General features: G+C 60.0%; 13 protein-coding genes. 4 read left to right on the forward strand and 9 right to left on the reverse strand.

Annotation, left to right across the window (positions count from 1 at the left end):
* Positions 1–73: 73 nt before the first annotated feature.
* Together AC1RBR_RS01420 and AC1RBR_RS01425 are read right to left on the reverse strand one after the other, a co-directional pair.
* Positions 74–1,600: a SulP family inorganic anion transporter gene (locus AC1RBR_RS01420; protein WP_095139725.1), complete on the reverse strand. Its 1,527-nt coding sequence runs from the start codon at positions 1,598–1,600 to the stop codon at positions 74–76.
* Positions 1,601–1,689: 89 nt separating this feature from the next.
* A complete protein-coding gene (locus tag AC1RBR_RS01425; protein WP_003220359.1) occupies positions 1,690–2,421 on the reverse strand; it encodes a carbonic anhydrase in 732 nt (243 codons plus the stop codon).
* A 484-nt stretch (positions 2,422–2,905) separates the two neighbouring features.
* Here AC1RBR_RS01425 and AC1RBR_RS01430 point away from each other — a divergent pair, with 484 nt between their 5' ends.
* Positions 2,906–3,487 carry a hypothetical protein gene (locus tag AC1RBR_RS01430; RefSeq protein ID WP_492562632.1) on the forward strand — a complete coding sequence of 194 codons (582 nt, stop codon included), beginning with the start codon at positions 2,906–2,908 and terminating at the stop codon, positions 3,485–3,487.
* A gap of 84 nt (positions 3,488–3,571) precedes the next feature.
* Here the strand turns inward: AC1RBR_RS01430 and AC1RBR_RS01435 are convergent, their stop codons facing one another.
* The 4 genes from AC1RBR_RS01435 to AC1RBR_RS01450 all read right to left on the reverse strand — a co-directional run bounded on the left by AC1RBR_RS01435 (position 3,572) and on the right by AC1RBR_RS01450 (position 8,552).
* Positions 3,572–4,630: a PA0069 family radical SAM protein gene (locus AC1RBR_RS01435; RefSeq protein ID WP_095139722.1), complete on the reverse strand. Its 1,059-nt coding sequence runs from the start codon at positions 4,628–4,630 to the stop codon at positions 3,572–3,574.
* 74 nt (positions 4,631–4,704) lie between these two features.
* Positions 4,705–6,006: a c-type cytochrome gene (locus tag AC1RBR_RS01440; protein ID WP_492562633.1), complete on the reverse strand. Its 1,302-nt coding sequence runs from the start codon at positions 6,004–6,006 to the stop codon at positions 4,705–4,707.
* A gap of 12 nt (positions 6,007–6,018) precedes the next feature.
* Positions 6,019–7,803: a GMC family oxidoreductase gene (locus AC1RBR_RS01445; RefSeq protein ID WP_443533487.1), complete on the reverse strand. Its 1,785-nt coding sequence runs from the start codon at positions 7,801–7,803 to the stop codon at positions 6,019–6,021.
* Between the two features lie 2 nt (positions 7,804–7,805).
* On the reverse strand, positions 7,806–8,552 hold the full coding sequence (locus AC1RBR_RS01450) for a gluconate 2-dehydrogenase subunit 3 family protein (protein WP_492562635.1): 747 nt from the start codon (positions 8,550–8,552) through the stop codon (positions 7,806–7,808).
* Between the two features lie 304 nt (positions 8,553–8,856).
* Here AC1RBR_RS01450 and AC1RBR_RS01455 point away from each other — a divergent pair, with 304 nt between their 5' ends.
* Positions 8,857–9,501: a dual specificity protein phosphatase family protein gene (locus AC1RBR_RS01455; protein ID WP_492562637.1), complete on the forward strand. Its 645-nt coding sequence runs from the start codon at positions 8,857–8,859 to the stop codon at positions 9,499–9,501.
* Positions 9,502–9,545: 44 nt separating this feature from the next.
* Here AC1RBR_RS01455 and AC1RBR_RS01460 read toward each other — a convergent pair whose 3' ends face one another.
* Positions 9,546–9,830, reverse strand: coding sequence for a YheV family putative zinc ribbon protein (locus AC1RBR_RS01460; RefSeq protein ID WP_007962808.1), 285 nt, complete (start codon positions 9,828–9,830; stop codon positions 9,546–9,548).
* Positions 9,827–11,905 (reverse strand): oligopeptidase A, encoded by a 2,079-nt coding sequence (gene prlC, locus AC1RBR_RS01465; RefSeq protein ID WP_492562639.1) that lies wholly within the window; start codon positions 11,903–11,905, stop codon positions 9,827–9,829. The genes AC1RBR_RS01460 and prlC overlap by 4 nt, the downstream gene beginning before the upstream one ends.
* A gap of 62 nt (positions 11,906–11,967) precedes the next feature.
* Here prlC and AC1RBR_RS01470 point away from each other — a divergent pair, with 62 nt between their 5' ends.
* Together AC1RBR_RS01470 and AC1RBR_RS01475 are read left to right on the forward strand one after the other, a co-directional pair.
* Positions 11,968–12,513 carry a gamma carbonic anhydrase family protein gene (locus tag AC1RBR_RS01470; protein WP_095139718.1) on the forward strand — a complete coding sequence of 182 codons (546 nt, stop codon included), beginning with the start codon at positions 11,968–11,970 and terminating at the stop codon, positions 12,511–12,513.
* A 28-nt stretch (positions 12,514–12,541) separates the two neighbouring features.
* Complete coding sequence (locus tag AC1RBR_RS01475) at positions 12,542–13,192, forward strand: HAD family hydrolase (protein ID WP_492562642.1); 651 nt, start codon at positions 12,542–12,544, stop codon at positions 13,190–13,192.
* Positions 13,193–13,286: 94 nt separating this feature from the next.
* Here AC1RBR_RS01475 and AC1RBR_RS01480 read toward each other — a convergent pair whose 3' ends face one another.
* On the reverse strand, positions 13,287–14,369 hold the full coding sequence (locus AC1RBR_RS01480) for an aminopeptidase (RefSeq protein ID WP_492562643.1): 1,083 nt from the start codon (positions 14,367–14,369) through the stop codon (positions 13,287–13,289).
* Between the last annotated feature and the right edge of the window lie 18 nt (positions 14,370–14,387).

Genomic DNA, 14,387 nt, shown 5'->3' on the forward strand with positions numbered 1-14,387 from the left:
TCACTATCAATGTCGACTGACCCACCGCCTTCGGGAGCAAGCCCCCTCCCACAGGGGTATTTCAAAATCAGGTTTAGCCAGCCGCACCGATCCCGGTATTGGTCCGAATCCGTCCCTCAAGCCGTCGCTTCAACCCGCGCGACTCGATCACCAGTTTCGACCCCTTGGCCGCATTCGCCCGGCCCCACTCTTCCAGCAATTCCAGACATGAATGGTCGATGTAGCTCAGGTTATTGAGCGGCACATGCACTGTCGTGCCCTGCGGAATACTGCCCAGCACCTGGGTCAGCGCCGGCACCTTGAGGAACGTCGCCGCGCCCACCAGACGCAATTCCATTTCGCCGTCCTGCGGCAGATCGATCAGGCTGATCTTCAGCCGCGAAGCCTTGAACGCCAATTTCAACATCGTCAGACCGAAACCGATCAGCACACCGGTCAGCAGGTCGGTGAAGATGATCGCCAGCGCCGTGGCGGCGTAGGTGAACATCGGCATCCGTCCATAACGACCCAGGCCTCGAAACGCTTTGAGATCCACCAGTTTGAACCCGGTGTACACCAACACGCCTGCCAGACTCGCCACCGGAATGCTTTGCAGCACGCTCGACAGCAACAGCACGAACGCCAGCAGCCACAGACCATGGAAGATCGTCGAATATCGGGTGGTCGCACCGGCCTGGACGTTGGCCGAGCTGCGCACGATCACCCCGGTCATCGGCAACGCACCGACCAGACCGCAGAGCATGTTGCCGACACCTTGCGCCGACAGCTCACGGTCGAAGTCCGAGCGCACACCGCTGTGCATGCGGTCTACAGCCGCTGCAGACAACAGGGTTTCGGCGCTGGCAATGAACGCTACGGCAAAAGCCGCAATCAGCAGGGTTGGATCAGCGAGGCTGAGCAAGTCCGCCGGTTTCAGCCAGTCGATGGCTTCGGCCAGGTTCTCCGGCACTTCGACCCGTTTCACCTGCAACGCCAGCAGCAGACTGGCGCCCGTGGCCAGACCGACGCCGAGCAGCGCACCGGGAATGAAACGCAGCGAATGCGGGCGAAACTTCTCCCACAGCCACATCACCGCAATGGTCGCCAGGCCGAGCAATCCGGCCTGCCAGCCGAACGACGGCAAGGCTTGCGCCACTGCGCCGGGGAACGCCGTGAGGTTATCCAGCCCGGACGGTTGCGGTTTGGCATCGAGCATCACATGGATTTGTGAGAGCACGATCAGCACACCAATCCCGGCGAGCATGCCGTAGACCACCGCTGGGGCCGTTACCCGAAACCAGCACCCGAGCTTCAGGCGCCCGGCCACCAGTTGCAGGAAACCGGCGAGCAACAGAATCGGCCCGAGCATCTCGATCCCGTGCTGGCGCACCAGCTCGAACACCAACACCGCCAGACCGGCCGCCGGCCCGCTGACCTGCAACGGCGAGCCCGCCAGCCAACCCACCACCAGACCGCCGATGATCCCGGTGATCAGACCTTTGGCCGGCGGCAACCCGGAAGCGATCGCAATGCCCATGCACAGCGGCAACGCGACCAGAAACACAACCACCGAAGCCAGCAGCTCCCGTGGCAACACCGCTTTCAATTGAGCAGCACGCATGATGACTCTCCCGAAGCTTTCTTCAGGCGTGGCGAAGCCGGGCCGCTGAACAGCGGCCGGCGTCATGCCACACAGATTTTTAGGAGGATTTAGAAGCGCGCTTTGGGCGTCGCCACCGGAATCGGATGGCTGCCGTCGAGCGGCAGGAAGCGTCCCTGATCCGCGTCGTAAGCTTTGATTTCACTGGTTTCGATGTTGTAGACCCAGCCATGGATGAACAGCTGACCGTTCGCCATGCGTGAGGCTACTGAAGGATGGGTACGCAAGTGCTGCAGTTGGGCGATGACGTTCTCCTCGGTGAGGATCGGCATGCTTTCTTTTTCGTCGGCGCAGTTACAGTTTTCGTGGACCATGGTTTTTGCCACTTCGGCGTGGCGCAGCCAGGCTTTGACCGTCGGCATTTTTTCCAGGCTGTCCGGATTGAGCACCGCGCGCATGGCGCCGCAATCGGAGTGGCCGCAGATGATGATGTGCTGCACGCCCAGCGCCAGCACCGCGTATTCGATGGCGGTGGAAACGCCACCGTTCATCTGGCCGTAAGGCGGTACGACGTTGCCGACGTTACGGGTCACGAACAGATCGCCCGGCGAACTCTGGGTGATCAGCTCGGGCACGATGCGCGAGTCGGCACAGGTGATGAACATCGCCCGCGGCGATTGCGCCGTGGCGAGTTTCTTGAAGAGTTCTTCCTGCTGGGGGAAGACCTCATGATGAAAATGCAAAAAGCCGTCAACGATGGTTCGCAGCGCTGCATCGGCGGATTCCGCCCCAGGGACGGCTTGCGCCGACGCAGCCAACGGCTGTTTATCCTTGTCACTCATGATTCATCCTCTTTGGCGGATTCGGGGAGTCGTTCCCGTGTATTCCGATATGAAGCCAGTGGCTGTTTAAAACATCCGGGCCATCCCGACCCGTCAGTCACTCGATGAACAAGGTAGCCGCCGAAACTTAACTCAAACTGAATCAAGCGCTCTAGAACGTGTGTTCCAGGTCACAAAAAATGTGACTGGCGTGTTTCGACGCAAGGATTCCAACCCTCAACCATAAGCTGATTGTCGCTAAATCAACGACATGTGGCGACCCGGCGGACAGAAGGCCGCGCGACCAAGCTGAAGAATTTTTAATTTGATAATGGGGAGGAAGTTAGTATTAGTTGGCTTGAGTCTCATGTTAGTTGATATGTTTGTAGTCGAGTTTATTATTTTGAAATGACTAAGTTGTTGTGGGTCAATCGTTTTATTTCTATAGTTTTTTGGCGGGCATGATTAGTGTGTCCGTCTAATTAATTATTCAGGGATTGAAAAAATGACAACTCAAACTACTTTTGTTACTACCATGAATGCATTGCGCGAATTTCATAAGGCAAGTTGCGATCATACGCCTGGGGCGCGCCGCCAAGCTCTGGTCAAACCGGTTTATCCAACGGTTTCTGCGCTCACTTCGCTGACACCGGAAGAAACCGCGGCAGTTGAAGGCTTGAAAGAAGATTCGCAAAGAAACGGTGCCGTTAACACCAATGAAATTCAGAATCAGATCACCACGGACACCGAGCGGTTCAAGGAAAGCGGTGGTGGTGACGCTGCCAGCGAGGAGTTCAGGAAGCGTATGGAGGAGAAGCGTGCAGCGCAGAAAGAATCTTCCAACAAGATGATCGATGATATGTTCGATAAGGCTATTGATATTGGTGAAAAGTATCCGGCGACTCAGGGGGTAATCCTTTCTGTATCGGATCAGATCATGGCGTTTTTCAGCAAGTTATACAACGAGATCTATTTCTGGGTCAGCAATATTGTTGAGCAGTTTGTCGAGTGGGTGAAAAACGCTTGGGAAAACATCAAGAATACCGCCCGCCGCATCGTCGACTGGATCAGTAACTGGTTCAAGTAACAGCTTCTCCGAAGCCAGTAGTTCTAAATAATCGCCTGATGGAGCCAGACTCCATCAAGCGATTTTTATTGTTTTGCGCTCTGCCTACAGCAGAGCCATTTGTGCCCCTGGCGGACAGAAGGCCGTGCAGTCGAGGTTATAGCCCTCACGATGGTTTAAACCGAGACGTTTAATGGCTTTGGCGAAACGTTGCGCCAGCAGGTCGGCGAACGGTCCCTCGCCGCGCATTCTCGCGCCGAAACGGCTGTCGTAGAGCTCGCCGCCTCGGCTCTGGCGGATCAGGCTCAGGACATGGGCCGCGCGCTGCGGATAGTGCGCCTGCAACCATTCCTCGAACAACGGCGCCACTTCCAGCGGCAGGCGCAGCATCATGTACGCGGCGCTTTGCGCACCAGCCGCATGGGCTTCGGTCAGCAGGCTCTCGATTTCGCTGTCGTTGATCATCGGAATCATCGGCGAACACAGCACCCCCACCGGAATGCCCGCTTCGCGCATCACCCGGATCGCCCGCAGCCGTGCTTTCGGTGCAGCGGCTCGCGGTTCGAGGATGCGTTTGAGTTCGTCGTCGAGGGTGGTCAGGCTGATCATCACCGCCACCAGCCGTTGCTGCGCCAATTCGGTGAGCAGGTCGAGGTCGCGCAAAATCAGCGAGCCCTTGGTAACGATGGTCACCGGGTGCCGGTAGCGCAGCAGCACTTCAAGGGTCTGCCGGGTGATCTTGTGCTCGCGTTCGATGGGCTGATACGGATCGGTGTTGGAGCCAAGGTTGATTGGCGCGCATTGGTAACCGCGTTTGTTCAACTGTTGTTCCAGCACCTGGGCGGCGTTGGTCTTGGCGATCAGCCGGGTTTCGAAATCCAGCCCCGGCGACATGTCCCAATAGGCATGGCTCGGTCGCGCATAACAATAGATGCAACCGTGCTCGCAGCCGCGATAGGGATTGATCGACCGGTCGAAGGGCAGGTCTGGCGAGGTGTTGCGGGTAATGATGGTTTTCGCGGTTTCGATCATCACCTCGGTGTTCTGCGTTTCGGGCACTTCCTGATACCAGCCGTCGTCCTCGGCCACCGAACGGTTCGGCGCAAAGCGGTTGTGCGGGTTGGTCGCGGTGCCGCGACCCCGTGGTGGCAATGGAGTAGACATGAAAACGCCCCGATACTGTGTGCATATACAGTATCGGGGCGTTGCTCATCTGGCTAGTGCCGTCGGGCGACTGGTCAGTTGTGTTGCGTGACCTGACCGAGGTCATCGCCGGAGGTGTGCTTCATATCCTCCTTACGCAACTCGGCGACGTCAGCGGCTTTCACCGGCGCCCCTTTGTTGCCCCAGCTGCCACGGATAAAGCTCACCACATCTGCCACTTCCTGATCCGACAACCGCCAGGCGAAACCCGGCATGGTGAAGGTTGATGGCGCCGTGTGGGTGGCCGGCAGGGTGCCGCCCTTGAGCACGATGTGGATCAGCGAGGTCGGATCCTCCGATTGCAGCACCGGGTTACCGGCCAGCGCCGGGAACACCCGGGTGTAGCCATGGCCGTCGGTACGGTGGCAGGCCGCGCAGTTGTCGATGTACACCGCTGCGCCGCGCTGACTGTCGTCGCCGTTCCACAGGGCTTTGGCCGCTTTCTCATCGTACTGATGCGGCTGATCGTTCGGATCAGTTGCGGGCAGCGACTTGAGGTAGCGGGCGATCGCAGTGAGGTCGGCGTCGGTCATGTACTGCATGCTGTGGGTGACCACATCGCTCATGCCACCGAACACTGCACTGCGGTCGCTGCGGCCGGTCTTGAGGAACTGCACCAGTTGCGCTTCGCTCCAACTGCCAAGGCCATCCTTGTGATCACCGCGCAGGCTCTTGGCGATCCAGCCTTCCAGCGGTGCACTGCCGGCGAGGAAGTCCTTGCCGTCCGCTGCGCTCAGGGATTTTTCCTGCATGGTCAGGGCCCGTGGCGTATGGCAGGCGCCGCAATGGCCGAGGCCTTCGACCAGATAGGCACCGCGATCGATCACCGGATCATCCGAGGTGGTCTTGTAGTCCTCGACCTTCGGCGCAAACAGCCAGCGCCAGCCCATCAACGGCCAGCGCATGCTCAGCGGCCATGGAATGTCGCTGGCCTTGTTCTCCTGCGCCACCGGCTCGACGCCGTGCATGAAGTAGGCGTACAGCGCCTGCATGTCGGTTTCGCTGACCCGGGCGTAGGACGGATACGGCATCGCCGGGTACAACGTACTACCGTTTTTGGCGACGCCGTGGCGCACCGCTTTGTCGAAGTCCTCGAAGCTGTAATCACCGACGCCGGTTTTGTCCGGGGTGATGTTGGTCGAGTAGATCGTGCCGATCGGGGTTTCCATCGGCAGGCCGCCGGCGAACGGTTTGCCGCCCTTGGCGGTGTGGCAGGCCACGCAGTCACCCGCTCGGGCGAGGTATTCGCCTTGCTTGATCAACGCCTGATCGACGTCGGCGGCGTGTACAGCCGCGCTGCCGAGCAGGGCCAGGGTCGCGATAACGATATTCTTCATAGTCATCGCTCCTTATGCCTGAACCAGCGGGCCGGGGTTTTTCAGGTACTGCTCGCGGATCGCCTTGGCCGACCAGTAGGTCAACGCCGCCACCAGCCCGGTCGGGTTGTAACCCAAGCCTTGCGGGAACGCCGACGCGCCCGGTACGAAAACGTTGTGCACGTCCCAGCTCTGCAGGTAACGGTTCAGGGCGCTCTTCTTCGGATCGGTGCCCATGATTGCGCCGCCGTTGAGGTGGGTGGTCTGGTAGGCCGCGGTGTTGAAGTGATCACCGACCTGCTTGCCGATCACCGCGATGGCTTTCGGGCCCATGGCTTGAGCGACCTTGCCCATTTTCTCGACCATGAAGCGGTTCATCTTGATGTCGTTTTCCTGCCAGTCGAAGGTCATGCGCAGCAGCGGCAAGCCGTATGCATCGCGGTACACCGGATCCAGATCGAGGTAGTTGCCACGGTAGGACTGGTGCGCGCCGTGGGCGTCCATCGACACCTGGTGGGTGTAGTAATCGGCGGTCGCGCGCTTCCACTGGCTGCCCCAGGCCGGGGTGCCGGGCGGGTTCGAGGTGCCGGCAATCGGTCGGCTGCCCGCCTGGTTGACCCACATAGGCGAGCCGCCGACGAAGCCGTGCGGGCCGTGGTCAAAGTTGTCGGCGTTGAAATCGTCCAGCGCCACGCCGTTGCCGCCGGCACCGATGAAGTTGTTGGTGTGGGTGTCCTTGTCGAAGAACGCCTTGATGGTCGCCATGTTCTGGTAGGCGAAGTTACGCCCGACCACGCCTTCGCCGCTGATCGGGTCGTACGGTTTGCCGATGCCCGACAACAGCATCAGCCGCACGTTGTGCAGCTGGAAGGCGCCGAGGATCACCAGATCCGCCGGTTGCTCGATCTCGCGGCCCTGGCCGTCGATGTAAGTCACGCCGGTGGCTTTGGTTTTCGTGCTGTCGAGGTTGACCCGCAGCACATGGGAATTGGGCCGCAGCTCGAAATTCGGCAAAGGCTTGAGTGCCGGCAGAATGTTCACGTTCGGCGAGGCCTTGGAATACATGTAGCAAACGTAACCGCTGCAGAATCCGCAGAAGTTGCACGGCCCCATTTGTGCGCCGTATGGATTGGTGTACGGCCCTGAAGTGTTCGCCGAAGGCAGGTTGTAGGGATTGTAGCCAACTTCTGTGGCCGCTTTACCGAACAGCTGTGCGGAAACGGTGTTTTTCTGCGCTTCCAACGGGAACGGATTAGAGCGATCCGGTGCGTAAGGATTACCGCCCTTGCCCTGACCGACCAGTTGGCCCTTCACGGTCCAGGCCTGGCCGGAGGTGCCGAAGACCTTTTCGGCGAAATCGAAGAACGGCTCCAGCTCTTCATAGCTGACGCCGAAGTCCTGGATGGTCATGTCCTTGGGGATGAAGCTTTTGCCGTAGCGCTCTTCGTAGTGGCTGCGCATACGCAGTTCGATTGGATCGACGCGAAAGTGCACGCCCGACCAGTGCAGACCGGCGCCGCCGACGCCATTGCCCGGCAGGAACGCACCCAACTGGCGGTTCGGCAGGGCGATGTCGTTGACGCTGTGGCGGATGGTGACGGTTTCTTTCGAGATATCCTGAAAGAGTTTCTTGCGCACGCTGTAGGTGAGTTCGTCGATCACCTGTGGATAGTTGCCGTCGGGGTAGGTGTCCTGCATCGGCCCGCGCTCCAGCGCCAGCACGTTGAGCCCGGCCTCGGTCAGCTCCTTGGCCATGATCGCGCCAGTCCAGCCAAAACCGACGATCACGGCGTCGACCTTCTTCATTACGGTTGCCATGCTCAAGCCCTCTCGCCGCGAATCGACACTGCCGGGAAGGGGTATTGCTCGTTGCGTTCTACCCAATCCATGAAATCGGCGCGGGCGCCGGGAAAGCCGATCATGGTCCAGCCGACCATGCCTTTATTGCCACCGTGGATCGGGTCGCAGAAGAACCCTTCCTTGGTGTTTTGCAGCAGCAGATTGAAGAAAATCTTCGCTGGAACCGCATCGAACTGCGGTTTTCCGGCTTCGAGCTGCTTGAGCAAATCTTCTCGGGTAGCGCTGTCTTGCTCGGCAAATGTTTTACCGTTGAGGGATTTTGCCCACTGATCCGTGGCAGCGATGCCCAGGCGATAGATCTCTTTTGGCACCAGTTTGCTCTGCCAGCCCATCTCCGGCGCGGCGTCGGCGTTGAACGGGCCTTGCATGTACCAGAGGGCACCGGCGGCATACGGGGTGTTCATCTGGCGGTCGATATATTCCGGCACGCCGGCTTCCAGGGCACCCGGGCCTTGCTCGTCGTTGGGGATCAAGTGCGCTACGGCAGCGTTGATGAAAGCCCATTCCTCGGCGGTGAAATAGCTTGGCTGGTAAGCGCTGGCATCCGCCTTGGCAGGGGATACTGCGGGCGTCGCCGGGGCCGCCTCGGGCGCCGCTTGCAATACGCTGCTGCCCAAGCCGGTACCGGCGAGGGTGACCACGGGAATCAGGGTCAGGGATTTGCGCAAGAACTCACGCCGCGGGTTGTCTCGATCTGCATCAGACATGGGGTGCACCTCATCAGGCATTGATGGTTGTCCGTTTCTGCGAACGGCTTGAGCATTTTTTCGTCGCGGCGTGGGGCCCGTTTGACCGGGAAAAGGGGGACGCCTGCAACATCGTGTGACAAATGGTAGCAGGCTATGCATCGGGATAAACCGATTCAGCGGAAAAAAGCCGCCGGTTTTTATGCGTGTCTCAATGAAATCGCACGGATTCACAATTCTTTGACAAGTGCCTCACAGGGCTTTGACCGTGAGACGCACAAGCTGCGAGGCCTTTCGTTATGAATTCCGATACGGTCAGCCCAGCATGCCTCGAGTGCGCCTTTTCCCTGCTTTGTGTTTGTCGATTGTTGCGCTGCTGCACCTGATTCCGGCCCAGGCTGACGCTGCTGCACCCTCGCGTCCTCCGGAGTGGGCGCAACCGGTGCAAGTGCAATACAACCTGTTCCAGATGTCGCCAACGCTGTACCGCAGCGCCTTGCCCGATGGCGGTGTGGTGCCGTTGCTGAAGAACCTGAAAGTGGCGACGGTGATCAACTTCCTGCCGGAAGCCGATGGCCGTTGGCTGTCTGAGCCCGGCATCAATCAAGTGCAATTGCCTTATCACACCAACCATGTCGATGACGCCGATGTGCTCAAGACGCTGCGCGCGATTCAGGCTGCCGAAGCCAATGGCCCGGTGCTGATGCATTGCAAACATGGCTCCGACCGCACCGGCCTGATGGCGGCGATGTACCGGATCGTGGTGCAGGGCTGGAGCAAGGAAGACGCGCTGAATGAAATGACGCAGGGCGGTTTTGGTGAAAGCGGCCATTTCAAGGATGGCGTGCGTTATGTGATGCAGGCTGATGTCGACAAACTGCGCATCGCCCTGGCCAACGGCGACTGCAGCACCAGTGCCTTTGCCACCTGCTCGATGAAGAGCTGGTTCCAGTCGGTCAACCTCAAGTAAGCCGCACCCCCACGGCATTGCACCGTGGAGGGTCATTCGCCGGCTCAGTCTTCGGACTTTTTCTTCAGCTTCGGATTCGGAAAGAACTGCACGGCCTGGACGGTTTTGTCCGGCGCCGGCTTGAGCGCGCTGGTATTGACCCGCGTGCCCAGTTCCTTGGGAACCGACAGCCCTTGCTCGTTCAGCGTATCCGAGTATCCGCAGGCCACGCACTCACGGTGCGGCACGCTGTCCTCGTTCCACATCATCAACTTGTCCGGCTCGCTGCACGCCGGGCAGACGGCCCCGGCGATAAAGCGCTTCTTGGTAATCACAGGTGCCTCACTCATGCTGCCGCGTCCTCACTCAGGCCGCTATGGCGCAAGAGTGCGTCAATCGATGGCTCACGGCCACGGAAGTCGACGAACAGCACCATCGGTGCTTGCGAGCCGCCACGCGCGAGAATTGCTTCGCGGAAGGCGCGGCCGGTCTCGGCGTTGAGCACGCCGTCTTCTTCGAACCTGGAGAAGGCATCCGCCGACAGCACTTCTGCCCACTTGTAGCTGTAATAGCCCGCCGCGTAGCCGCCGGCGAAGATGTGCGCGAAGCTGTTGGGGAAGCGGTTGTACGCCGGTGGACGCATCACCGACACCTCATCGCGCACGCCTTCCAGTACTTGCGCCACGCTGCGGCCGTCACCATGGGTGGCGTGCAGTTCGAAGTCGAACAGCGAGAATTCCAGCTGCCGCACCATCATCAGGCCGGACTGGAAGTTCTTCGCCGCGAGCATTTTCTCCAGCAGGTCTTGCGGCAGCGGCTCGCCGGTTTCGTAGTGACCGGAGATCAGCGCGAGGCCTTCCGGCTCCCAGCACCAGTTTTCCATGAACTGGCTTGGCAGCTCGACCGCATCCCACGCCACGCCGTTGATCCCCGAGACACCGGCGTGATCAACGCGGGTCAGCAGGTGATGCAGGCCGTGACCGAATTCGTGGAACAGGGTGGTCACTTCATCGTGGGTCAGCAGCGCAGGCTTGCCGCTGTCGGCCGGGGTGAAGTTGCACACCAGGTTGGCCACCGGGCTTTGCAGTACGCCGTCAACGGTGCGGCGACGGTCGCGGGCGCCGTCCATCCACGCACCGCCGCGCTTGTTGGCGCGGGCGTAGAGGTCAAAGAAGAAGCGGCCGACGTGCTGGCCGTTCTCCTTGATTTCGAACAGGCGCACGTCCGGGTGCCAGGTGTCGAAGCCTTTCAGTTCGGCGATTTCGATGCCGTACAGACGCTGAACGATAGCGAACAGACCACCGAGGACTTTATCGATCGGGAAATAGGCGCGCAGGGTTTCCTGAGCGACGCTGTAGCGTTGCTCGCGGAGTTTTTCCCCGTAGAAACCACTGTCCCAGCTTTGCAGATCGGCGCAGCCCTGTTCGGCGGCATAGGCGCGCAGCTGCTGCAGATCCTGCGCGGCGAACGGCTTGCTGCGCTTGGCCAAGTCGCGCAGGAAGCTCAGCACCTGATCGCTGGACTCGGCCATTTTCGTGGCCAGGCTCAGCTCGGAGAAACTGGCGAAGCCCAAGAGTTTTGCCAGTTCCTGACGCAGGTCGAGGATCTCTTCCATGACCGGGCCGTTGTCGTTCTGCCCGGCGTTCGGGCCTTGATCCGACGCACGGGTGCAGTAGGCGGCATAGACTTCTTCACGCAGCGCGCGGTCCTGGGCGTAGGTCATCACCGCGTAGTAGCTCGGGAATTCCAGGGTGATCAGCCAGCCATCGAGGCCTTTGGCCTGCGCGGCGGCAGCCATTTGCGCCTTGGCCGAATCAGTCAGGCCGGCGAGGGCAGCCTCCTCAGTGACGTGCTTGGTCCAGGCTTGTGTGGCATCGAGCAACTGGTTGGAGAAGCGGCTGCCCAGCTCGGACAGTTTGCTCTGCACTTCGGCGTAACGCTTCTGTTTGGCTTCCGGCAGGTCGATACCCGACAGACGGAAATCACGCAGGGCGTGTTCCAGAATGGTTTTTTGCGCCACATCGAAACCGGCGGCTTCCGGGCTGCTGGCCAGCGCTTCATAGGCCTGGAACAGTTCGCGGTTCTGGCCCATCTCGGTGGAGTAGGCGCTCAGGGCCGGCAGGCACGACTCGTAGGCTTCGCGCAGTTCAGCGCTGTTGCACACGGCGTTGAGGTGGCTGACCGGGCTCCAGGCTGCGCCAAGGCGATCGTTGAGTTCGTCCATCGCCAATACCAGGCCTGCCCAGGTCGGGTTTTGAACCTGGGTCTTGAGAATTTCGGCGATGGCGGCGCGGTTGTCCGCCAGGATCGTTTCGATGGCTGGCAGCACGTGTTCGGCACGGATCGTGGAGAACGGCGGCAGGTCGTAGGACTGCAGAAGAGGGTTGTTCACGCTCACGGTTGGCACCTTGGCTGGAAGAAACATGCGCCCATCTTAATTACAATCGACACTCACCGCAGCTATCGGCGACAGAGAGAGAACTTATCGTGCCCGTTCGCAAGTACCAGAATCACACCCCGCAACTCGGCAAAGGCGCGTTTGTCGACGCCTCGGCGGTGGTAATCGGCGACGTCGAAATCGGTGAAGACAGCTCCGTCTGGCCGCTGACCGTGATCCGTGGCGACATGCACCGCATCCGCATCGGTGCGCGCACCAGCGTGCAGGACGGTTGCGTGCTGCACATCACTCACGCCGGGCCGTTCAACCCAGACGGGTTTCCGTTGCTGATCGGCGATGACGTGACCATTGCCCACAAGGTCATGCTGCATGGCTGCAGCGTTGGCAGCCGCGTGTTGATCGGCATGGGCAGCATCGTCATGGACGGCGCTGTAGTCGAGGACGATGTGATCATCGGCGCCGGCAGCCTGGTGCCGCCGGGCAAGCGGCTGGAAAGCGGTTTCCTGTACGTGGGCAGCCCGGTGAAACAAGTCCGCTCGTTGACCGACAAGGAGCGCGCCTTCTTCACCTACAGCGCGGCGAACTACGTGAAGCTCAAGGACCTGCATCTGGCCGAAGGCTACGACCAGCTCTGAATCGACCTACACCTGCTCGGGATTTCTCATGCATTACCAGACCGTACTGTTCGACCTTGATGGCACCCTGACCGACCCGCGTGAGGGCATCACCCGTTCCATCCAGTTCGCTTTGAGCAAACTCGGCATCGACGAGCCGGATCTGAGCAAACTCGAACACTTCATCGGCCCGCCGCTGTTGCAGGCGTTCATGCAGTTTTACGATTTTGATGAAGCCAAGGCGTGGCAGGCGGTGAATTTTTATCGCGAACGATTCAAGGTCACCGGCCTGTATGAAAACCGCGTGTTTGATGGTGTTACGCCTTTATTGGAAACCCTGAGCGGGCAGGGACGGCAGCTGTATATCGCCACTTCGAAGCCGTGGGAATTTGCTCGCGAGATTGCCCGGCACTTTGATTTTGCCCGGCACTTCAAGGTGATCTACGGCAGTGAGCTGGATGGCACGCGGACCAACAAGGTCGAGCTGATCGCGCACCTGATTGCTGAAGAAGGGCTGGATCCGGCCACTACGCTGATGATCGGCGACCGCAAACATGACCTGATCGGCGCGCGCAGCAACGGGCTGGATGCGGCGGCGGTGGGTTATGGGTTTGGCAGTTTTGAAGAGTTGAGTGCCGAGGCGCCGGCTTATCATTTTGAGACTTTGGCCGAGTTGCATCAGGCGTTTTTGCGGCGCTGATTGGATTGCTATCGCGAGCAGGCTCACTCCTACATTTGGAATGCGTTCCTCCTGTAGGAGTGAGCCTGCTCGCGATGACGTCTTCTCAATCAACTCAACTGTTTGTATCTGCCAATACTTTCAAAGCCGCCTTGCGCTTCTCGTCAGGTAACTCGCCTAGCTTCTCAACCTCGGCATAAAACCGCACCCAATCCCCCCCAACTTGCCTGAACAGTGTCGCAAACGCCGGCACCCACTGGTCATACAGCCCGAACGGCAACAATCGCGCATTGTTCAGCGGCATGTTCACCCACGCGTCGTAACGCTTGTCTCCGGCCCACTGGCGGTCGCGCATCAATCGATATTCGCGACGAAACTGCTCGAACGTCGCCGCTTTGCGTTCGCGCATCTGCTCGGCCGGCAGCGGCTGGGCGTAGAGCTTTTCCAGGCGCGCGCGCGTTTCCAGCACCAGCTCAATGAACTGATCGCGCTGCTTGAGCCTGGCATCGGTGTCCGGCGGCAATCCGCGAAACGCCCGCCACTGGCGGGTGCCTTCCTGTTCGACAAACGTGGCAAAGGACTCGTTGAACTCGGTGTCGTCCTTCACATAGAAGCGCTGATGCGCCAGTTCATGAAAGATCAGCGTGGCCAGACGCTCATCGCCCCAGCCCATCATCGAATTGAGGATCGGGTCATTGAACCAGCCGAGGGTCGAATAGGCCTCGACGCCGCCAATCGCCACGTCCATGCCTTGCAGGCGCTGAATCGCCGCTTCGCCGCGCGCGGCGCTCTGGCTGTAGTAGCCGCGATAGGCCACGCAACCGGCGATCGGGAAGCAGTGATTCTGCGGGGTCAGGGAAAACTCCGGGGTGGCGAACACGTTCCACACCACGTACGGCCGACCAATGTCGGCGTACAGCCGATAGCTCTGGTTATCCGGCAGGTGCAGCCGTTCACTGGCGAAGGTCCGGGCCTTTTGCGACTGGATCAGGTGCGTGCGCAGCTTAGCGTCGCGGCTCGGGTCGGCAATCACCTTGGCCACCGGCTCGCGCGCGCGCAACAACTGCAACTGACCGCTGGCCAACTGGCTGTAATAGCTGACGCTGGAACAACCGTTGAGCAACAAAAGCATCACACCCGGAAACAAAATCCGAAAAACACGATCAAGTAACCCATGGCTTGGAAGCGGCCTGCTCAAAATAAAAATCCTTTGGAA

It is taken from the genome of Pseudomonas sp. GW823-FHT01D03, from assembly GCF_058798255.1.